The following is a 19012-nucleotide window of genomic DNA, read 5'->3' on the forward strand; positions in this document are numbered from 1 at the left end:
CAAGGGTTAAGAGGAAATTGAAACGCAATGGCCGAAAGGACGCATTTCATGGAGCTGGCGCTTTGGGAAGCCCGTGCCGCCGGCGAGCGGCAGGAGGTTCCGATCGGCGCCGTACTGGTACTGGACGGTCGCGTCATTGCCCGTTCCGGCAACCGCACCCGTGAATTGAACGATGTGACGGCGCATGCTGAAATCGCCGTGATCCGTATGGCCTGCGAGGCGCTGGGACAGGAACGCCTGCCCGGTGCCGATCTCTATGTGACACTGGAGCCTTGCACCATGTGCGCGGCGGCAATTTCATTTGCCCGTATCCGTCGGCTCTATTATGGCGCGCAAGACCCGAAGGGCGGTGCAGTGGAGAGTGGCGTGCGGTTCTTCAGCCAGCCGACATGCCATCATGCGCCGGATGTTTATTCGGGACTGGCGGAAAGTGAAAGTGCTGACATCCTGCGGCAATTTTTCCGCGGGAAACGTCTCGACGACTGAGCGACTCGCGGGAGGCGTAAGCCTTCCCGCCAGCCATCAACCATTCGCGATTACTGGAAGGGGTTCCACCAGCTCTTGCCGGTGCCGGCCATTGCCGCTTCTTTCTTGCGGCGCTTTTCCTTTTTCTGCTCCGGCTCGCCGAGATCGGTCAGCTGATCCTGCGGAACGCTGCGATATTCGGCCGGCGGATCGGTGAGGAACTTGCGCTGGGCGTTGACCACAGAGCCGCCCTGGGCTTCGGCCTTGGCCTTGCGGAAGGCTTCCCACTTCTGGCTTTCGGTCATCTGACCGGCGGTGCCGTTGCCGGCGAGCAGCGGCGAACGATAATGCGGGTTGTTCTTGTTGGCATCCGCCTCATCGCGCAGGCGTTCGCGGGTTTCTTCCGGCGATTCGACCCATTGCGGGTTGTTTTCGCGGCTCGCCATGTTCTGCTGCGGCTGAGCCAGCTGCTCGGCACGGGCCTGGGCGGGAACGACGAGGCCCGGGCGAGGACCATATTTCAGGTTGCGCTTGGTCTGGTCGCCGGTGATCGAGGTTGCGTTGCCGAGATCGTCGACAAGCTGTTCGGCTGCCGTCTTGCCCGTACCGTAGGTCGGGCTCGTGCACGCGCCGAGCAGCACGCCTATCGTCGTGACGCCAACCACCGTGCGAAACATGCCCAAACCCTGCGCATTACCCTGCATCGTCTTCATTGAAACCCTTCCAGCCGTCCGTCCCACTTCGCCAGACATCGTCTTTCGGCAGGCGGCAGCCCGCATTGCCCTGTAAATCCGGCCATTTTCAGGCAGGTGTACCGGATGAAGAGGCAAAGCGCAATTCATCCGGCCATTTTCATTATGCCAGGGCCGCAAGCTCGCGCAGGGCGGCCGCATCGCGCGCCGAGACATCGGGATAATCCGGATCGGACCCGACATCGGTGGTGATGCGCCACGAACGCGCGCATTTTTCACCTTCCGCGAGCTTCTGCTCGACCACGACCTTCGGAACTTCCGGCAGGCGGAAACCGTCGGCAGGGCCTTCGTCACCCACAACCGTGATGGCCGAGGTGATGCAGATTTCGGCGAAGTCCTGATCCTTCAGCGCGGCCAGAAGATCGGCGTCGGCGATGTGGACGACCGGAGCCGCTTCCAGCGAAGAACCGATGCGCTTTTCACGGCGCTCGACTTCAAGCGCGCCCGTCACGACGGTGCGGACCTTGCGGATTTTTTCCCACTTCGCTTCCAGCGCATCATTCTTCCAGTTTTCCGGGATTTCCGGGAACTGGGCGAGATGCACAGACTCCGCATCCGGGTAGCGCGACAGCCACGCTTCTTCCGTGGTGAAGGGCAGCATGGGGGCAAGCCACGTCACCAGGCAATCGAACAGCTTGGCGATGACCGACAGGGCCGCGCGACGCTTCAGTGACGACGGCGCGTCGCAATACAGCGTGTCCTTGCGGACGTCGAAATAGAAGGCCGAAAGCTCGACATTGGCAAAGTCGATCAGCGCACGGGTGATCTTCTTGAACTCGAAGCCGTCATAACCTTCGCGAACAACGCCATCCAGTTCGGACAGGCGATGCAGCACCAGCTTTTCCAGCTCCGGCAGATCGTCATAGGCGATCTCCTCACCCTTGTAATGGGCGAGCGTACCGAGCATCCAGCGGATGGTGTTGCGCAGCTTGCGATAGGCATCGACATTGGTCTGGATGATGGCCTTGCCGAGGCGCTGGTCTTCCCAGTAATCCGTGGTCATCACCCACAGGCGCAGGATATCGGCACCCGACTGGCTCATGACTTCCTGCGGAGCAACCACGTTGCCGAGCGACTTCGACTGTTTGCGCCCCTGCTCGTCCATGGTGAAACCGTGGGTCACAACGGCATTGTAAGGCGCACGGCCGCGCGTCGCGCAGCTTTCGAGCAGCGACGAATGGAACCAGCCGCGATGCTGGTCGGAGCCTTCGAGATAGACATCCGCCGGCCACTTCAAGTCCGGGCGGTCTTCCAGCGTGAAGGTGTGAGTGCAGCCGCTGTCGAACCAGACGTCGAGGATGTCCATGACCTGCTGCCACTTGGCATGGTCGTGGTCATTGCCGAGGAAGCGTTCCTTGGCGCCTTCGGCGAACCAGGCATCCGCGCCTTCGGCCTCGAAAGCCTCGAGGATGCGGGCGTTGACGGCCTCGTCGACCAGAACTTCACCTTTCTCGTCGGCGAAGACGGCGATCGGCACGCCCCAGCTGCGCTGGCGCGACAGAACCCAGTCCGGGCGGCCTTCGATCATGGCGCGCAGGCGGTTCTGGCCGGAAGCCGGCACGAAGCGGGTCTGGTCGATGGCGGAAAGCGAACGGGAGCGCAGCGTCGTGCCGTCACCCAGTTCCTTGTCCATATAGACGAACCATTGCGGCGTGTTGCGGAAGATGACAGGCTTCTTGGAGCGCCAGCTATGCGGATAGCTGTGCTTCAGACGGCCGCGGGCAAACAGGTTGTTTTCCGCGATCAGCGCCTTGATGACTCGGTCATTGGCGTCACCCTTCTTGCCGTTATCGTCCATGACACGGGCGGCACCGCCTTCGGCCGACGGGCCGAAACCGGGGGCGTCTTCGGTGTAGAAACCGTCATCGCCGACCGTGAACGGGATCTTGGAGGAGATACCGCGCGCTTCCAGATCGCGCGCCTGCGCCATCCACGCGTCAAAGTCCTCGCGGCCATGGCCGGGGGCTGTGTGCACGAAGCCGGTACCCGCATCGTCTGTGACGTGATCGCCATCGAGAACCGGAACAGGGAAGGTGTAACCCAGCGATGCCAGCGGGTGGGCGCAGGTGACACCGGCGAGCTCCTCCGCCTTCACATCGCGCAGGCGTGTGAATTCGAGCTTCGCCTTGGCAAAGCATTCGGCTGCCAGCTTGTCTGCGAAGACGAGCTTTTCGCCCGGCTGCGGCCCGAAATCATTGGCCGCCGCCGTGACCTCATAAAGGCCATAGGCGATGCGTGACGAAAACGAGATGGCGCGGTTGCCGGGGATCGTCCACGGCGTGGTCGTCCAGATGACGATGGAAGCGCCGTCAAGCTCCGCAGAGCCTTCAACGACCGGGAACTTCACCCAGATCGTGTCACTCTCGACGTCATGATATTCGACTTCCGCTTCCGCCAGCGCCGTGCGCTCCACGACCGACCACATGATCGGCTTGGAACCGCGGTAGAGCTGGCCGCTCTTGGCGATCTTCAAAAGTTCGCCGGCGATGCGGGCTTCCGCGTGGAAATTCATCGTCGTGTAGGGGTTTTCGAAGTCACCCTCGATGCCGAGGCGCTTGAACTCCTCCGACTGGACCTTGATCCAGCCGGCCGCAAACTCACGGCACTCCTTGCGGAATTCGTTGACCGGAACCTCGTCCTTGTTCTTGCCCTTGGCGCGGTAGGCTTCCTCGATCTTCCATTCGATCGGCAGGCCATGGCAATCCCAGCCGGGCACGTAATTGGCGTCGTAACCGCGCATCTGGAACGAGCGGGTGATGACGTCCTTCAGGATCTTGTTCAGCGCATGGCCGATATGGATGTTGCCGTTGGCATAGGGCGGGCCGTCATGCAGCACGAATTTCTCGCGGCCGGCGGCCGAGGCGCGCAGCTTCTTGTAGAGACCCATTTCCTGCCAGCGCTTCACCGTTTCCGGTTCTTTCTGCGGCAGGCCGGCGCGCATCGGAAAATCCGTCTGCGGAAGATAGAGGGTGGTGGAGTAGTCCAGTTTTTCTGCGGTGTCGCTCATGATCATACCGTTGTTGCGCGCCGTGCGGGCCGCGCCATATCAATTGCAAAGAGGGCAAATTCGGAAAGCGCCACGTCCGTCTGTCACAGAAGCGCCAAAATCCCGGACCTTCCGGCTCTCTCAGAGCGGGCGGAAGGCCGGGCCAATAATTCGGCCAATCTGAACTGCAAATTTCAACCGGTATTGGGACATGGCCGGTTGTTTATGCGGTTTTCCGGTAAAAAGGAAGAGAAAAGCGACGGCAAGGGGCGGGCGAATAAGGACATGCCCCACAGCTTGCTCAAAACGCGATCTTCGCATCCACTTCGCTCAGCGGCTGCACACCCGACAGCATCGCCCTCGCCTCTTCTTCATCCCGCTTGATCTGCGCCACGAGCGGATCGAGACCATCGAATTTCAACTCATCGCGCAGATGCCCGAAGAAAGAGACCGAGCAGACCTCGCCATAGAGATCGCTCGAAAAATCGAAGACGAAGGTTTCGAGCAACGCCGCGCCGTTGTCCGTGACCGTCGGGCGATAACCGAAGCTCGCCACGCCGTCGCGGATCGAGCCATCGGGGCGGCGGAAGCGGACGGCATAGATGCCGGCCTTCAGTTCCGTTTCCGGCGCCAGCGCCATGTTGGCGGTGGGGTAACCCAGCGTGCGGCCAAGCTTCTGGCCGCCGATGACTTCGCTTTCCACCGTGAAACGGTAACCAAGCAGGCCTGCGGCGCCCGCCACATCACCCTCGCACAGAAGCGAGCGTATCCGGCTGGAAGAGACGACATCCGCGCCCTCGTCGCGGAAAGCGTCCACTAGCGTCACATCGAAGCCATGGCGTTTTCCGGCTTCCATCAGGAATGCCGGCCCACCTTCCCGGCCCTTGCCGAAATGGAAATCGAAACCGGTGACGACGGCGCTCGCATGCAGCCAGTCAATCAGGATGGACTGGACGAACTCTTCCGCCGAGCGCTGCGAAAACTCGCGGTCGAACGGATATTCGATAACCGAGCGGAAACCGATGGCCTCAAGGATGCGCGCCTTCAATGGCGCAGGCGTGAGGCGAAAGACCGGCGTATCGGGCCTGAACACGGAACGGGGATGCGGCTCGAAGGTCAGCACCAGCGCGGGGACGCCGCGGGCTTCCGCCAGTTCCAGCGCGCGATCCAGCACGGCCCGGTGGCCGCGATGCACGCCATCGAAATTGCCGATGGCGACGACGCCGCCACGAAGAGCTTCGGGCAGCGGCTCTTTTTTTTCATTGCGGTGAAAGACGGTCATGACAGTCGATCCATTCCAGCGCCAGCTATTCCCGAGGCGAGACGTAGAAATGCGTCCTCAGGCAAGTCGGGGCATCCACCAGCCGGGTGAAGCGCCCTGCCCCTTGAGATAGGCATTGAGAAGCGCCTCGTCCGTCTGGCCGTTCAGCGTATATTCGGCGACGTGAATACCGCCGCTGATATAAAGAAGGTTGAGACCGCTCGCAATCGCGCCCTTCACATCCGTCGGCATGCCGTCACCGATGGCGAGAACGCGATCCTTGGCGAAGGCGCCGCGCACTTCCTTGGCCGCTGCAAGGCAGGCCTCATAGATCGGCGCATGCGGCTTTCCGGCGATGCGAACCTCGCCGCCAAGCTGTTCGTAATAGGCGGCCATGGCGCCGGCGCAGGGAATGATGCGCTCGCCGCGCTCCACCACCAGATCCGGGTTGGCGCAGATCATCGGCACGTTGCGGGCAATAAAGCCCTTAAGCATTTCGGTATAGTCCTCCGGCGTCTCCGTCTCGTCGTCGAAGAAGCCGGTGCAGACCACGGAGTCCGCGTCGGCCTCGCCAACCACCTCGACATCGAGACCCTCCAACAGCGGCATATCCCGCTGCGGTCCCAGCAGGAAGACTTTTCTGGGGCCTTCCGCGATCAGGCCACGCGTTACATCGCCCGAGGTGACGATGCGGTCATAGGCCTCGTCGGGCACGCCGAGCACACGCAGCTGGGCGATGACGCCGGGCGCGGGACGCGGTGAATTGGTGATGAGAACCACGGTCTTGCCGGCCTCGCGCGCGCTTCTCAGGGCAATGGCCGCGTCCGGAAAGGCGCTGACGCCATTGTGCAGCACGCCCCAGACATCCGACAGGATAACGTCGAACCCATCAGTGATTTCGCCGAGAGTTTGAATGCGGTGGGCCATGAGATGCTTTCCGGATGCGAGAAGAGTGTGTGCGTCACATCGCAAAGCGGGACGCCGATGGCAAGGAAAAAAGCGCCGCCGGTCCGGGCTTCGGACTGAACGGAATGGCGCGTCACACTCGACGTCATCCTCAGGCTTATCCCGCGCACCCAAACCCGTCACGAAAATCAATGCGTTGTCAGATCATATTCACGGGACAAGCCTGAGGAAGACAGCGGCGCGCTTTTCGAGCCTTCCAGCCTCCCGATGTGAAGCTTCATAGCATCGCGCAGACATAGAAATTCCTGTCATGGAACGCTGGTAACCATAAGCCATGAAATTTTTCAGACAGGGCGTTCTTGACTCCGGAAGAAGCCCTCCTTATCTCGGTTCCGCTGGCACTCGATAAACGAGAGTGCTAACACCCATCAGGCGAGTTCCAAAAGCTCGCGCAGTCATTTGATCGAGGGATTAGACAATGACAAGCACCAATTTCCGCCCGCTTCACGATCGCGTCGTTGTTCGTCGCGTTGAGTCCGAAGAAAAGACCAAGGGCGGCATCATCATTCCCGACACCGCCAAGGAAAAGCCGCAGGAAGGCGAAATCGTCGCCGTCGGTTCCGGCGCACGTGACGAAGCCGGCAAGGTCGTCGCTCTCGACGTCAAGGTTGGCGATCGCGTTCTGTTCGGCAAGTGGTCGGGCACCGAAGTCAAGCTCAACGGCGAAGACCTTCTGATCATGAAGGAAGCCGACATCATGGGCATCATCGGCTGATTTCGGCCACCCCATCCTTCCTTAAATTTCAAGCCGGACCCCGTCCGGCCATTCGAAACCAGGAGTTTTGAAAATGGCAGCCAAAGAAGTAAAATTCGGCCGCACAGCACGCGAAAAGATGCTCAAGGGCGTCGACGTTCTTGCTGATGCAGTGAAGGTAACCCTCGGCCCGAAGGGTCGTAACGTCGTTATCGACAAGTCCTTCGGCGCTCCGCGCATCACCAAGGACGGCGTTTCGGTCGCCAAGGAAATCGAACTGGAAGACAAGTTTGAGAACATGGGCGCACAGCTCGTTCGCGAAGTTGCCTCCAAGACCAACGACATCGCCGGTGACGGCACCACCACCGCGACCGTTCTGGCCCAGGCCATCGTTCGCGAAGGTTCCAAGGCAGTTGCTGCCGGCATGAACCCGATGGACCTGAAGCGCGGTATCGATCTGGCCGTCGCTGAAGTCGTCAAGGACCTTCAGGCCAAGGCCAAGAAGATCAACACCTCTGAAGAAGTTGCGCAGGTCGGCACGATCTCCGCAAACGGCGAACGTCAGATCGGTCTCGACATTGCTGAAGCAATGCAGAAGGTCGGCAACGAAGGCGTCATCACCGTTGAAGAAGCCAAGACCGCTGAAACCGAACTCGAAGTCGTCGAAGGCATGCAGTTCGACCGCGGCTACCTGTCGCCCTACTTCGTGACCAACCCGGAAAAGATGGTGGCTGACCTCGAAGACGCCTACATCCTCCTGCACGAAAAGAAGCTCTCGAACCTCCAGGCCATGCTGCCGGTTCTCGAAGCTGTCGTTCAGACCGGCAAGCCGCTCGTCATCATCGCTGAAGACGTCGAAGGCGAAGCTCTTGCAACGCTCGTCGTCAACAAGCTGCGTGGCGGCCTCAAGATCGCTGCCGTCAAGGCCCCTGGCTTCGGCGACCGCCGCAAGGCCATGCTGGAAGACATCGCCATCCTGACCGGTGGTACCGTCATTTCCGAAGACCTCGGCATCAAGCTCGAAAACGTTACGCTCGACATGCTCGGCAAGTCGAAGAAGGTTTCGATCTCCAAGGAAAACACCACGATCGTTGACGGCGCCGGCCAGAAGTCCGACATCGAAGGTCGTGTTGCCCAGATCAAGGCCCAGATCGAAGAAACCACCTCCGACTACGACCGCGAAAAGCTGCAGGAACGCCTTGCCAAGCTCGCTGGCGGCGTTGCCGTTATCCGCGTTGGCGGTTCGACGGAAGTCGAAGTGAAGGAAAAGAAGGATCGCATCGACGACGCTCTCAACGCGACGCGCGCTGCCGTTCAGGAAGGCATCGTGCCTGGTGGTGGCGTGGCTCTGCTGCGTTCGTCCACGAAGATCGCCGTCAAGGGCGAAAACGACGACCAGGAAGCTGGTATCAACATCATCCGCCGCGCCCTGCAGGCTCTGGTTCGCCAGATTGCAGACAACGCTGGTGACGAAGCTTCCATCGTTGTTGGCAAGATCCTTGAGAAGAACGAAGACAACTACGGCTACAACGCCCAGACCGGCGAATATGGCGACCTGATCCAGCTCGGCATCGTCGACCCGGTCAAGGTTGTCCGCACGGCTCTGCAGAACGCAGCTTCGGTTGCTTCGCTGCTGATCACCACCGAAGCCATGATCGCCGAGCTTCCGAAGAAGGACGCTCCGATGCCGGCAATGCCGGGCGGCGGCATGGGCGGCATGGACTTCTAATCAGTCCTGTCACCGGAATAATGAAAGGGCGGTCTTCGGATCGCCCTTTTTCGTTGGCCGCCCATGCCCCTTGAGTGGTCCGGCGTCGCCAGCGCGCCGGACGGGCGGCAGGGACTTCTAATCAGTCCTGTCTCCGGAATAATGAAAGGGCGGTCTTCGGATCGCCCTTTTTCGTTGGCCACCCATGCCCCTTGAGTGGTCCGGCGTCGCCAGCGCGCCGGACGGGCGGCATGGACTTCTAACCAGTTCTGTCATCGGGATAATGAACGGCACTTGTCGGATCGGCCTTATCCCCTGACCGAAGAGAAAGGAGCGCAGTCTGTGAACCTCGACGCCAGACTGAGCAGAAAGTCGACACTTCCCAGAGAGATGCCTCGTAAAATCAACCGGTTGCACAATTTCGAAGGCCCACGCGGAAGGGCTCAAATATTGTCCCGTTTTGGAACAGCGCCGCATTTGTCCAGCCGTTTTTGCGGCCTATGGAATATTGCGGTGGCGCTTCTGCGAATCATCATCACCACGGGACTCGATATCGGCGCCAAGTGACCTCTAAGTACGCTATTTAGTTGTGGCTTTTCACAAGTCTCGCGGTTTTGAAGAAGAAATACATATTATTTTTACATTTCTCACTGACTGGTTGTTGTAGGTAGAAGAAAATAAACTATAAGCAGCCCCCGTAAGGGTGCCGCGACGGGACGCAAGCATTGAAGGGGTTTCGATGCCTGGCAGATACGTCCGACTGCGGATGGCGGTGGAAGTTCGACCCGGCGATAACGCTTCAAAAGCGGCGCCGGCGCGATGTTCATACGGGGGCGCGAATTGTTCGAAATATCAAGACGCAACGATGCTTTGCCCGCCGCGGCTCCCACCACACCGGATCCACGGACTTTGGCGCGTTTCTTCATTTCGGAAGAATGGAGCAGTGAGCTTTCGAGCGGTGTCATCCGGCTCGGCGAACACGCATCTTTCATGCATGGCCTGCCGCCGGGTGAATGCGGCCTGCTCAGCCTTGTCCGCTGTTACGACCGCGCTGACCACGCCCGGGTGCTGGAACTATTCGAACAGGCTTCTTCCGCCCCCTCGCGTTTCTGCTTTTCAACCGGCATCTCGATGTTGCCGACGCTGCGGCAACCGGTCATCTGCATGGGTGAATCCTTCAATTTTGAAGATGGCCAGCCCGGTCGTATCACGGGACTGTTCCTGTTTCCCCGTTTCGAAGACATGCGCTTCGCCGCCTGATATCCTGTTTCCAGTTTCACCATCGTTCACAAAATAAAGACAATTCGTCTTCTGTTGTTCATCTTTATTGGCGAATGATTTTCAGTCATTGATATCTCCAGACATTGCCCCAACCGGCGAAACGCCGATCATTTACCGGAGATTTCCATGTCCAGCAGCCAGAACGTTCTCGTTCTTATTGCCCGCATTCTGCTTTCCTTCATCTTTATCTATGCCGGCTTCGGCAAGCTTACCGATCCGGCCGGTACGGCCGGCATGATCGCCGGTGCCGGCATGCCTGCCGCAACCGCGCTTGCATATCTCGCAGGCCTCTTCGAACTCGTGACCGGCCTTGCCATTCTCGTCGGTTTCCAGACGAAAATCGCCGCCTGGGCGCTTGCCGTCTTCTGCGTCTTCACCGGCCTCGTTTTCCACAGCGGCACCGTTGCCGTTCCCGGCTGGCCTGACCCGGCGCTTGGCTGGATCAATGCGCTGAACGGCATCATGCTGATGAAAAACATCACCCTGGCCGGCGCTTACATCCTGCTCGCCGCCTTCGGTCCCGGCGCTTATTCCGTCGATGCAAAGCGCGGCGTCGCTCTGGCTCACGCTTAATTCAGGCGTCCCGCCAACGAAAAAGCCGCTGGAGCGATCCAGCGGCTTTTGTGTTTTGATGCTCAGACCGCCGCCCTGATGTGCGACGCGATCTCCTCAATCCTTCCATCGCCGTCATGTTCCGGTTTGCGGGCGCGGACAAAGCAGGCTTCCGAACGCACGATGATACCGTCCGAGAGAATTTTCAGATGGTTGGCTTTCAGCGTCGAACCCGTGGAGGTGATATCAACGATGATATCCGCCTGCCCCGCCGCCGGCGCGCCTTCGGTGGCACCGAGGCTTTCGACGATGCGGTAAAGCTGGATGCCGTGCTGGCGTGAAAAGAACTGCTGCGTCAGCCGCCAGTATTTGGTGGCGATGGCGAGCCTTCGACCATGGCGGGCGCGGAACTCCGAAGCGACATCACCCAGATCTGCCATGCTGTCCACATCCAGCCAGATTTCCGGCACGGCGACTACGACGTCGGCATGTCCAAAACCGAGACGGGCGCAGAATTCCACCTGCGCATCGGCATTGGTCAGCCCTTCACGCACAAGGTCCTCCCCGGTCACGCCGAAATCCACCGTGCCGGCGCCGATCTCGCGGGCGATTTCTGACGCCGACAGATAGGCGATCTCGATATCGTCGCGCCCTTCGACGCGGCCGCGATAGGAACGATCATTGCCGACGGCAGCGACTTTCAGCCCGGCGCGTTCCAGAACGGCGGAGGAGTCTTCCTTCATCCGGCCCTTGGAGGGCAATGCGATAGTGATCATGGCTTACTCCCGCGCACCGTTTCGATGCGATCCAGCCAGAGCGAGAAGCCCACGGCCGGTATTTTTTCCTGTGCGCCGAGCAGCGTCAGCAGCCGGTCGAAACGGCCGCCACCGGCGAGAACACTATCTCCACCCGCTTCCACCACCTCGAAAACAAGGCCGGTATAATAGTCGAGCGGACGACCGAAGGCCGCGCCATAGGTGACGGTTTCGAGGTCAACGCCAGCGTTAGAAAGAGCTGCGACACGTTTGTCGAAAGCGGAAAGCGCCCCGTCCAGTTTCAGCTTCGCCTTTGCAGCAAAATCGGCCAGAACCTGCGAGGCCTGCGGCAAAGGCGCCTTCAAAGCGAGGAACTGCTTCAGCAGCGCAAAACTGTCATCCGGTAGACGTGTGGCCGCAAGGGCCAGTTTTTCCCTCAGGCGGCGGGCGATTTCCTGTGGTGAACGGCTTGCATTGGTGGAGTAACCGGTTTCCTGCATCACCGTATCGAGATAATCGACCAGCACCGCCTCATCCCCGGTCGCCAATAGCCCGGCAACGCCGGCGTCCAGCCCGGTCATCGGCTTGGGATGCATGAGGCTTTCCAGCAACGCGTCAAGCTGCGCCATGTCACCGAAGGCCTGTACCAGCCGCTTCTGCCAGCCGAGCGGCAGACCAAGGGCGGCAACAACCGCCTCGAACACCTGTTGATCGCCCAGGGTGACGGCAAGCGCCCGGCCCGGCAGCAGACGCTGCAGAATCCCGGTGGCATCGATGACGGCACGCGCATCGGCGGCGGCAATATCGGTATCGCCGAGATCCTCGATGCCGGCCTGATAAAATTCGTTCGCACCTTCGCGGCGCTGGCGGAAGACTTCACCGAGATAGGAATAACGTTTGGGTGTGCCGGTCGCCGTCTCAATATGGCGCAGGCAGACGGGAATGGTGAATTCGGGCCGCAGGCACAGGCTCTCACCCGTCTCGCTTTCCGTCATGAAGATACGGCGGCGCAAATCCTCGCCAGCCATATCCAGAAACGGTTCCGCAGGCTGGATGACGGGCGTGTTCACGCGACTCGTGCGGCGCGCGGCGAATTCTTCCAGTAGCTCTCCGGAAAACTCCGGCATGTCGATCAGGGGCATGGAACGGTACTTTTCGTCACGGTTCGAGCGGCTGCATCATTTCGATGCGGTTTCCGAAGGGATCATGGACATAAAACCGGTGATATCCCTCAAGCGGCTCATCCTCAACCACATGGCAGCCCGCTGTTTCAAGTGTTTTTCGCAAGTCTGCCAAATCATCGACCAGAAACGCCGGATGGGCTTTCTTCGCCGGTCGGAAATCCTGCTCGATGCCCAGGTGCAGTTTTATCGAACCCCGGCTGAACCAACAGCCGCCGCGGGCAACCAGATTGGCCGGTTTTGCCTGTTCCGCAAAGCCGAGCAGGCTCCCGTAAAAAGCCCGCGCCTCTTTTTCACGGCCAGCCGGCATCGCCAGTTGAACATGGTCGAGCGCAAAGATCCCCATGGCTTCAGCGCCCTTCGGCGGCGCGGCGAACGTCCTCTGCCTGATGCTCCAGAATCTCGCGGACCTTTGCCACCAGCTCGGCCTCCGGCACGCTGACCTGGGCCACACGCGCCTCGCGCCAGCTGGCATTGTCCTCGATCTCGCCGGAGAGGCGCTTGCCTTCGATCAGGTCCTTGATCTGCACCACGCCTTCGGCGCGCTCGTCACCGCCCTGAATGATGGCAATGGGGGAACCGAGGCGGTCGGCGTATTTCAGCTGGTTGCCGAATTTCTTCCAGTTGCCCTGATACATTTCGGCGCGGATGCCTTCGGCCCGCAGCGCCTGGGTGAAGCGCTGATAACGGCTCATACTCTCCACATCACCATCCATGACGGTGATGAGAACAGGCGCGAGCGGCTTCACCTGACCGAGCTTTCCGAGGTTCTTCAGCGCCGTCATCAGACGCGAAACGCCGATGGAGAAGCCCGTGGCGGGAACCGGCTGGCCCATGAAGCGGGAGACGAGGCCGTCATAACGGCCGCCGCCGCCGACGGAGCCGAACACGACCTTTTCGCCCTTTTCGTTTGTGACATCGAAGGTGAGCTCGGCCTCATAGACCGGGCCTGTATAATATTCGAGGCCGCGAACGACCGAGGGGTCGATCTTGATGCGATCCGCATCGTAACCGGCAGTGGAGACCAGAGCGCCGATGACATTCAGTTCATCAACGCCTTCCTCGCCTTTCGAGGTGCCCGTGACCAGTTTCGCCAGATCATCGGCGCTCGCCGCATAATCCTTGATGCCGACAAAAAACAGGACCTTTTCGATCTGCTCGTCACCGAGACCGGCACCCTTAGTAAAGTCACCGGACTCGTCCTTGCGGCCGGGGCCGAGCAGCAACTTCACACCCTCAGGGCCGAACTTGTCGAGCTTATCAATAGCGCGCAGCACGTTCAGACGACGACCGGCATTTTCCTCGCCACCGAGACCGATGGCTTCCATGACGCCATCGAGCACCTTGCGGTTGTTGACTCGGATAACGTAATCGCCGCGCTTGATGCCGAGTGCTTCCAGCGTATCCGCCATCATCATGCACATTTCGGCATCCGCCTGCACGCCGGATGCACCCACCGTATCGGCATCGAACTGCATGAACTGCCGGAAACGGCCGGGGCCGGGCTTTTCATTGCGGAAGACATAACCGGCGCGATAGGTGCGGTATGGCAGCTGGATTTCGTTGAAGTTTTCAGCCACATGGCGGGCGAGCGGCGCCGTCAGATCGTAGCGCAGGCTCATCCACTGGTCGTCGTCATCCTGCAACGAAAACACGCCCTCGTTCGGACGATCGCTGTCCGGCAGGAACTTGCCGAGCGCATCGGTATATTCGAACTGCGGCGTTTCGATCGGGTCGAACCCGTAAAGCTCATAAACCCTGCGGATCTTGTCGATCATCTCGTTGGTGGCATGGATATCTGCAGCCGAGCGGTCCACGAAGCCGCGCGGCAGGCGGGCTTTCAGTTTCTGAGGCTTTTTTGCTTTTTCGCTCATGATGCCGATCCGATATTTTCCTGAAATTATGCCGGTGTTAAAGCGCGCCGCGCATTAAATTCTGTTTTTACGCATGTCTTTATCCCAAAACCGCTGCGCACTTTTGGGAGACATGCTTTAGAGGATGAAGCCCTGTGCGGCAAGCCGCAAAGGCTCCGGTTTACTGGCCGCGAAGGACAAGCGATGCTATATGGGATGCATGTATCCCATTTTACTCGGAAAGGACGCAAGCGATGAGCAAACAGACGGCCATCCGCCTCCCGGATGAGACCTACGAGCGGCTGAAAGCGCTTTCCGAGCGCACCGGACGCACATCTGCCTATTACATTCGCGAGGCGATCGAGAAGCATATCGAAGATATGGAAGATCTTTATCTCGCCGAAGAGGCGACGCGGCGACGGATCGCAAACAATGAGCGCACCTATACTCTGGAAGAAGTGATGCGCAATCTTGATCTGGAAAATTGAGTTTCAGCACCGCGCCGTCAAGGAGCTCGAAAAGCTGGCGAAGCAAGATGCGAACCGCATCGTTTCGTTTCTGGCAGACAGGGTGGTGCAAAATGAAAATCCCCGCCAGACTGGTGCCGCCCTGCAAGGCTCCGAACTCGGCAATTATTGGCGCTACCGGGTGGGCGATTACCGCATCATCTGCGATATACAGGATCATAAGCTCGTCGTGCTGGTGGTCGAAATCGGCCATCGCCGCTAAATTTACCGTTAGGCATTCATGATCCTCGAAGCCCTGCAATATGCCGCGACACGCGCGGTCACGCCGAAAGAATTCCGGCCGCATATCCGCTATTCCGTCAATCTCTGGGCACGCGCCAATCGTTGCGCCAAAGCCTGGGCGGAGCATGAAAACAACAGCCGGCAATTCGTGCTGCAATCGGCGAGAAAGCTGAAGCAGAGACGGACCGCCGTGGTGCTGGGGTCCGGCCTGTTGCGGGATGTGCCCCATGAGGCGCTGGTGGCGATGTTCGATACCGTCGTTCTGGTCGATCTGGTACATCTCGCCAGCGTGCAGGCGAAGTTGCGGCTCAATGCCAAAAAGAACGTCCGCATCGCCAATCGCGATCTTTCCGGCTTCGATGATCTCATGGCCGGCCGACCGGCGGAACCGCTCGATTTCCTGCGGCGGGTGCCCTATCTCGATTTTGTCGTCTCGGCCAACCTGCTGTCGCAGCTCGGTACGGGTGCACAGCATCGGCTGGAACGGCAGAAAATAGCGGCTGCGCCTGATGATCTCCTGCCGAAACTCATTCATACGCATCTCGATGCGCTGGCCGGTCTGCCCTGCAAGGTGTGCCTGGTGACGGACACCGCCTTCGATGTCATCGGCAAGGATGGAAGCCTGCACCAGCACGAAGACCTGCTGCACGGCATTGAGCTTGCCGCGCCCGCCGCTGCATGGGAGTGGCCGCTCGCGCCGCTTGGCGAGGAAAGCAGGGATTATCGCATCGTGCACCACGTCATTGCACGCGAACTTACCTGATCGTCATGCTTATTCCATAATTTCAGCGGTAACTTCACATCATGCCCCATGTGGTCCGCACATTGATGTTCCTTGCCTGCCTGCTTTACGGCGCGATGCCGGCGCAGATGGCGATGAGCATGCCGACAGGCATGGTTGTTTCCTCGCAATTGCCGATGAAACATCAAGATGCCCAATCACACCCGCAAGATCACGGTTCTCAAACGCCTGCGGAGAATGCCGCTCATGAAGCGGGAACGGGCGGTTGCTGCCCCCACGGCAACGATGCTTCACATCCGGATTCCTGCGCCGCCTGCCTGATCGTGGTTCCACGAATGATCTTTGCCGATGCCGGGCGGATGGCATTCGCCTATTCGAAGCCGCAACGCGGCACTGTCTTTGACGGCAAGGCTTTCGCGCCGCCGCTACCGCCTCCCCGCGCCTGACCGCAGATTTTTCAGACCGACTTTCGAAAAATCCGTCAGACACAGGAAGGATAATCCATGTCTATCAAGACCATTACGCTCGCCGCCGCTTTTGCGGCCTCTCTAGCCATGCCCGCTTTTGCACAGGACGCGGGCGGCCATGCCGGACACGACATGTCAAAAGGCAGCATGAGCGACAGCGCCTCCACCCAGGCGTTCATGGAAGCCAGCAAAAAGATGCATGGCAATATGGCAATCGATTATAGTGGCGATGCCGACGTCGATTTCGTGCGCGGCATGATCCCGCATCATCAGGGGGCGATCGATATGGCCAAGGTCCAACTGCAATACGGCAAGGACCCGGAAATCCGCAAGCTGGCCGAAGAAGTGATCAAGGCGCAGGAAGGCGAAATCGCCATGATGAAGGCCTGGCTGAAGTCCAGGGGCAAGTGATTGCTATTGTTGAAGGGGAGCGCCGGCTATGGCGCTCCTCCGGCAACTTTGCGGCATATTTCTTCCCCCGCGGGGAGAAGAAACTTGCGACAGCTTTCCCATACAACGGCGAACGCGCGAACGCCACCTGCCACCCCGCGCTTTACTATAACCCCGCAAGACCGGCCTTGTAATCCTCCGATGCCGCGCGGCTGAGGCGTTCCAGCTCCATGGCTGCCCGGCTGGTGTGGCGTTCCTTGTGGCGCAACAAAGCGAAGTTGCGGGCGGGCAGATCAATACCAGCGCGAACGAGCAGGCCTTGCCGCAGGAAGAGGGATGCCACTGAGGCTGAAACCGCCGTCGCAGCCCCGCCGGAGCGTGCCGCCATCACCACCGCCTCGTTGGACGGCAGTTCAAGCATGACCGAGAGTTCACCCGGATCCACGCCCATCTGCCGCACCGCCGCCTCGAAGGCGGAGCGGGTGCCGGAGCCCTGCTCGCGCAGAACCCACGAAGTGCCGTAGAGGATATCCAGCGCGGTGAGATAACGGCCATCGGCAAAGGGGTGGGCGGAGCCCGTGACGACCAGAAGCTTGTCAGACACCACCGGCTGCACCATCAGAGCCGGCTCATCGATCCTGCCTTCAATGAAACCCACCTCCGCAAGACCGTCCAGCACAGCCTGCGTCACGGTCTTGGTATTACCGATATCCAGCCGCACGGTGACACCGGGATAGAGCTTCTTAAACTGCATCAGGATCGGCGGCAGCCAGTAGCTCGCAATGGTCTGGCTGGCGCAGACGGTGATTTCACCGCGCGTCAGCCCGCCCATTTCGGAGAGAATTAGTTCCGCATTGCGCACACGCGCCAATGTCGCCTTTGCTTCACCCAGAAACAGCCGGCCGCTTTCAGTCAACTCAATGTTGCGTCCGACGCGGTGGAACAGTTCGACATTATAAAAGGCTTCGAGATTTTTGATGGCGGAGCTGACGGCGGAGGCGGTCAGACCGATGGCTTCCGCAGCCCTTGTCAGGTGCTCGCGTTCGGCTACGGCTATGAAAATACGGAGCTGCTCAAAGGTCATGGTTTTTCATTCGATTTTATCGAATAATATATGCCATATTATTTGATAGAACAAAACAGGCTACTGCGGCATGGTCTGGCCATGGCCCAACATCGCACCCTTGCTCATCCCTTCCAGTTTTCGCTCCGCTGGCTCGCCCCGCTTCTTCCGGGCATTCTCATCTGTGCGGCCGTCAGCTGCGCCGCCATTCTGGCGGAGCGCTTTCAGGTGCGGCTTGCGGGCCATGCCTGGCTTGGCGATCTCGTTCTCGCCATTCTGATCGGGACCATGCTGCGTTCGCTGGTGGCTCTGCCCGCAGCCGCTTCCGCCGGCATAAAGTTCAGCGCCAAGACCCTGCTTGAAATCGCCGTGGCGCTTCTCGGTGCATCACTCAGCCTGTCCATCCTCAAGGGCGCCGGCGGATTGCTGATAGGTGGCATTGCGCTGATCGTCGCGCTGTCGCTGGTCGTCAGCTATGCCGCCGGGCGGATGCTCGGCCTCCCGCCCAAGCTCGCGACGTTGATTGCCTGCGGCAATTCCATCTGCGGCAATTCCGCCATTGCCGCTGCGGCCCCTGCCATCGGCGCCAAGCCGGAAGATGTCGCCGCCTCGATTGCCTTTACCGCGGTTCTCGGTGTCGCCGCCGTGCTTTTGATGCCGTTCCTGCCGCAGCTTCTCGGGCTCGACGCCACCCAATACGGCATCTTCGCCGGGCTTACGGTCTATGCCGTGCCGCAGGTTCTGGCCGCCACCGCCCCGCTTGGCGCGATTGCCGTGCAAACCGGCACCATCGTGAAGCTCATCCGCGTGCTGATGCTGGGGCCTGTCATCGCCACCCTCTCCGTCGTCCACGGCCGGTCGGACAAGGGACGCCTCAGATTGCAGCAGATGGTTCCGTGGTTCATCATCGGCTTCGTGCTGATGATCATGGCCCGGTCATTCGGTCTCATCCCTGAAGTCCTGCTTGCCCCCGTCGCCTCTCTCTCAAACATCCTCACCATCATGTCGATGGCGGCGTTGGGCCTGTCGGTCGATATCCGCAGCCTTCGCCACGCCGGCGGCAAGGTCATCCTCGCTGCCAGCCTGTCTCTCTTGCTGCTGGGTATCCTGAGCTTTGGCCTGATCATATTGACCCAGACGGCCTGAG

The 19012-nt window shown here is 60.0% G+C and carries 20 protein-coding genes; 11 read left to right on the forward strand and 9 right to left on the reverse strand.

The genetic code is table 11. The features are described from left to right. Positions 1 to 27 precede the first annotated feature (27 nt). On the forward strand, positions 28 to 486 hold the full coding sequence (locus BLU28_RS01685) for a nucleoside deaminase (RefSeq protein WP_004440213.1): 459 nt from the start codon (positions 28 to 30) through the stop codon (positions 484 to 486). A 50-nt stretch (positions 487 to 536) separates the two neighbouring features. Here the strand turns inward: BLU28_RS01685 and BLU28_RS01690 are convergent, their stop codons facing one another. The 4 genes from BLU28_RS01690 to BLU28_RS01705 all read right to left on the reverse strand — a co-directional run bounded on the left by BLU28_RS01690 (position 537) and on the right by BLU28_RS01705 (position 6391). Further along, positions 537 to 1178, reverse strand: coding sequence for a hypothetical protein (locus BLU28_RS01690; protein WP_004440212.1), 642 nt, complete (start codon positions 1176 to 1178; stop codon positions 537 to 539). Positions 1179 to 1320: 142 nt separating this feature from the next. After that, complete coding sequence (gene ileS, locus BLU28_RS01695; protein WP_077986851.1) at positions 1321 to 4224, reverse strand: isoleucine--tRNA ligase; 2904 nt, start codon at positions 4222 to 4224, stop codon at positions 1321 to 1323. 280 nt (positions 4225 to 4504) lie between these two features. After that, entirely contained in the window at positions 4505 to 5485 is a 981-nt protein-coding gene (locus BLU28_RS01700; protein WP_035211500.1) for a bifunctional riboflavin kinase/FAD synthetase, read from the reverse strand. A 57-nt stretch (positions 5486 to 5542) separates the two neighbouring features. Further along, positions 5543 to 6391, reverse strand: coding sequence for a TIGR01459 family HAD-type hydrolase (locus BLU28_RS01705; RefSeq protein ID WP_004440197.1), 849 nt, complete (start codon positions 6389 to 6391; stop codon positions 5543 to 5545). A 457-nt stretch (positions 6392 to 6848) separates the two neighbouring features. On the opposite strand from BLU28_RS01705, the gene groES reads away from it, so the two are divergent. From groES to BLU28_RS01725, 4 genes are all read left to right on the forward strand, one after another. Next, positions 6849 to 7145, forward strand: a complete 297-nt coding sequence (gene groES / locus BLU28_RS01710) for a co-chaperone GroES (RefSeq protein WP_004440196.1) — start codon at positions 6849 to 6851, stop codon at positions 7143 to 7145. Positions 7146 to 7218: 73 nt separating this feature from the next. Continuing rightward, the gene (gene groL, locus BLU28_RS01715; RefSeq protein ID WP_004440194.1) at positions 7219 to 8853 is read left to right on the forward strand and encodes a chaperonin GroEL; all 1635 of its coding nucleotides are present in this window, start codon (positions 7219 to 7221) and stop codon (positions 8851 to 8853) included. Positions 8854 to 9651: 798 nt separating this feature from the next. Then, complete coding sequence (locus tag BLU28_RS01720) at positions 9652 to 10092, forward strand: hypothetical protein (RefSeq protein ID WP_222856660.1); 441 nt, start codon at positions 9652 to 9654, stop codon at positions 10090 to 10092. A gap of 147 nt (positions 10093 to 10239) precedes the next feature. Beyond that, positions 10240 to 10686 (forward strand): DoxX family protein, encoded by a 447-nt coding sequence (locus tag BLU28_RS01725; RefSeq protein WP_004440191.1) that lies wholly within the window; start codon positions 10240 to 10242, stop codon positions 10684 to 10686. 62 nt (positions 10687 to 10748) lie between these two features. Here the strand turns inward: BLU28_RS01725 and hisG are convergent, their stop codons facing one another. Genes hisG through hisS form a run of 4 tightly spaced genes read right to left on the reverse strand, consistent with a single transcriptional unit; the run spans position 10749 to position 14475 of the window. Then, on the reverse strand, positions 10749 to 11441 hold the full coding sequence (hisG, locus tag BLU28_RS01730) for an ATP phosphoribosyltransferase (protein WP_077986680.1): 693 nt from the start codon (positions 11439 to 11441) through the stop codon (positions 10749 to 10751). After that, complete coding sequence (locus BLU28_RS01735; RefSeq protein WP_077986679.1) at positions 11438 to 12562, reverse strand: ATP phosphoribosyltransferase regulatory subunit; 1125 nt, start codon at positions 12560 to 12562, stop codon at positions 11438 to 11440. The genes hisG and BLU28_RS01735 overlap by 4 nt, the downstream gene beginning before the upstream one ends. Positions 12563 to 12578: 16 nt before the next feature. After that, complete coding sequence (locus BLU28_RS01740; protein WP_006699502.1) at positions 12579 to 12947, reverse strand: VOC family protein; 369 nt, start codon at positions 12945 to 12947, stop codon at positions 12579 to 12581. 4 nt (positions 12948 to 12951) lie between these two features. Continuing rightward, positions 12952 to 14475, reverse strand: coding sequence for a histidine--tRNA ligase (gene hisS, locus BLU28_RS01745; RefSeq protein ID WP_077986678.1), 1524 nt, complete (start codon positions 14473 to 14475; stop codon positions 12952 to 12954). Between the two features lie 233 nt (positions 14476 to 14708). Here hisS and relB point away from each other — a divergent pair, with 233 nt between their 5' ends. The 5 genes from relB to copM are packed head-to-tail and all read left to right on the forward strand — an operon-like array spanning position 14709 to position 16823. Next, positions 14709 to 14942 (forward strand): type II toxin-antitoxin system RelB family antitoxin, encoded by a 234-nt coding sequence (gene relB, locus BLU28_RS01750; RefSeq protein ID WP_004440186.1) that lies wholly within the window; start codon positions 14709 to 14711, stop codon positions 14940 to 14942. After that, positions 14926 to 15183 carry a type II toxin-antitoxin system RelE family toxin gene (locus BLU28_RS01755; protein ID WP_077986677.1) on the forward strand — a complete coding sequence of 86 codons (258 nt, stop codon included), beginning with the start codon at positions 14926 to 14928 and terminating at the stop codon, positions 15181 to 15183. The genes relB and BLU28_RS01755 overlap by 17 nt, the downstream gene beginning before the upstream one ends. An 18-nt stretch (positions 15184 to 15201) precedes the next feature. Then, on the forward strand, positions 15202 to 15966 hold the full coding sequence (locus BLU28_RS01760; protein WP_077986676.1) for a hypothetical protein: 765 nt from the start codon (positions 15202 to 15204) through the stop codon (positions 15964 to 15966). A gap of 41 nt (positions 15967 to 16007) precedes the next feature. Further along, a complete protein-coding gene (locus BLU28_RS01765; RefSeq protein WP_223215375.1) occupies positions 16008 to 16391 on the forward strand; it encodes a hypothetical protein in 384 nt (127 codons plus the stop codon). A 57-nt stretch (positions 16392 to 16448) separates the two neighbouring features. Further along, positions 16449 to 16823, forward strand: coding sequence for a CopM family metallochaperone (gene copM / locus BLU28_RS01770; RefSeq protein ID WP_004440183.1), 375 nt, complete (start codon positions 16449 to 16451; stop codon positions 16821 to 16823). A 145-nt stretch (positions 16824 to 16968) separates the two neighbouring features. On the opposite strand, the gene BLU28_RS01775 is transcribed toward copM, so the two are convergent. Continuing rightward, positions 16969 to 17886: a LysR substrate-binding domain-containing protein gene (locus tag BLU28_RS01775; RefSeq protein ID WP_077986674.1), complete on the reverse strand. Its 918-nt coding sequence runs from the start codon at positions 17884 to 17886 to the stop codon at positions 16969 to 16971. An 81-nt stretch (positions 17887 to 17967) separates the two neighbouring features. Here BLU28_RS01775 and BLU28_RS01780 point away from each other — a divergent pair, with 81 nt between their 5' ends. Beyond that, entirely contained in the window at positions 17968 to 19011 is a 1044-nt protein-coding gene (locus BLU28_RS01780) for a YeiH family protein (RefSeq protein ID WP_092651130.1), read from the forward strand. Position 19012 lies beyond the last annotated feature (1 nt).

This window comes from Agrobacterium pusense (assembly GCF_900102105.1).
Lineage (GTDB): Bacteria > Pseudomonadota > Alphaproteobacteria > Rhizobiales > Rhizobiaceae > Agrobacterium > Agrobacterium pusense.

What these genes read in the sequence shown, in the direction of transcription:
- BLU28_RS01685 (WP_004440213.1), top strand. Translation starts at nt 28, where the DNA reads ATGGCCGAAAGGACGCATTTCATGGAGCTGGCGCTTTGGGAAGCCCGT.
- BLU28_RS01690 (WP_004440212.1), bottom strand. Translation starts at nt 1,178, where the DNA reads ATGAAGACGATGCAGGGTAATGCGCAGGGTTTGGGCATGTTTCGCACG.
- ileS (WP_077986851.1), bottom strand. Translation starts at nt 4,224, where the DNA reads ATGAGCGACACCGCAGAAAAACTGGACTACTCCACCACCCTCTATCTT.
- BLU28_RS01700 (WP_035211500.1), bottom strand. Translation starts at nt 5,485, where the DNA reads ATGACCGTCTTTCACCGCAATGAAAAAAAAGAGCCGCTGCCCGAAGCT.
- BLU28_RS01705 (WP_004440197.1), bottom strand. Translation starts at nt 6,391, where the DNA reads ATGGCCCACCGCATTCAAACTCTCGGCGAAATCACTGATGGGTTCGAC.
- groES (WP_004440196.1), top strand. Translation starts at nt 6,849, where the DNA reads ATGACAAGCACCAATTTCCGCCCGCTTCACGATCGCGTCGTTGTTCGT.
- groL (WP_004440194.1), top strand. Translation starts at nt 7,219, where the DNA reads ATGGCAGCCAAAGAAGTAAAATTCGGCCGCACAGCACGCGAAAAGATG.
- BLU28_RS01720 (WP_222856660.1), top strand. Translation starts at nt 9,652, where the DNA reads ATGTTCATACGGGGGCGCGAATTGTTCGAAATATCAAGACGCAACGAT.
- BLU28_RS01725 (WP_004440191.1), top strand. Translation starts at nt 10,240, where the DNA reads ATGTCCAGCAGCCAGAACGTTCTCGTTCTTATTGCCCGCATTCTGCTT.
- hisG (WP_077986680.1), bottom strand. Translation starts at nt 11,441, where the DNA reads ATGATCACTATCGCATTGCCCTCCAAGGGCCGGATGAAGGAAGACTCC.
- BLU28_RS01735 (WP_077986679.1), bottom strand. Translation starts at nt 12,562, where the DNA reads ATGCCCCTGATCGACATGCCGGAGTTTTCCGGAGAGCTACTGGAAGAA.
- BLU28_RS01740 (WP_006699502.1), bottom strand. Translation starts at nt 12,947, where the DNA reads ATGGGGATCTTTGCGCTCGACCATGTTCAACTGGCGATGCCGGCTGGC.
- hisS (WP_077986678.1), bottom strand. Translation starts at nt 14,475, where the DNA reads ATGAGCGAAAAAGCAAAAAAGCCTCAGAAACTGAAAGCCCGCCTGCCG.
- relB (WP_004440186.1), top strand. Translation starts at nt 14,709, where the DNA reads ATGAGCAAACAGACGGCCATCCGCCTCCCGGATGAGACCTACGAGCGG.
- BLU28_RS01760 (WP_077986676.1), top strand. Translation starts at nt 15,202, where the DNA reads ATGATCCTCGAAGCCCTGCAATATGCCGCGACACGCGCGGTCACGCCG.
- BLU28_RS01765 (WP_223215375.1), top strand. Translation starts at nt 16,008, where the DNA reads ATGCCCCATGTGGTCCGCACATTGATGTTCCTTGCCTGCCTGCTTTAC.
- copM (WP_004440183.1), top strand. Translation starts at nt 16,449, where the DNA reads ATGTCTATCAAGACCATTACGCTCGCCGCCGCTTTTGCGGCCTCTCTA.
- BLU28_RS01775 (WP_077986674.1), bottom strand. Translation starts at nt 17,886, where the DNA reads ATGACCTTTGAGCAGCTCCGTATTTTCATAGCCGTAGCCGAACGCGAG.
- BLU28_RS01780 (WP_092651130.1), top strand. Translation starts at nt 17,968, where the DNA reads ATGGCCCAACATCGCACCCTTGCTCATCCCTTCCAGTTTTCGCTCCGC.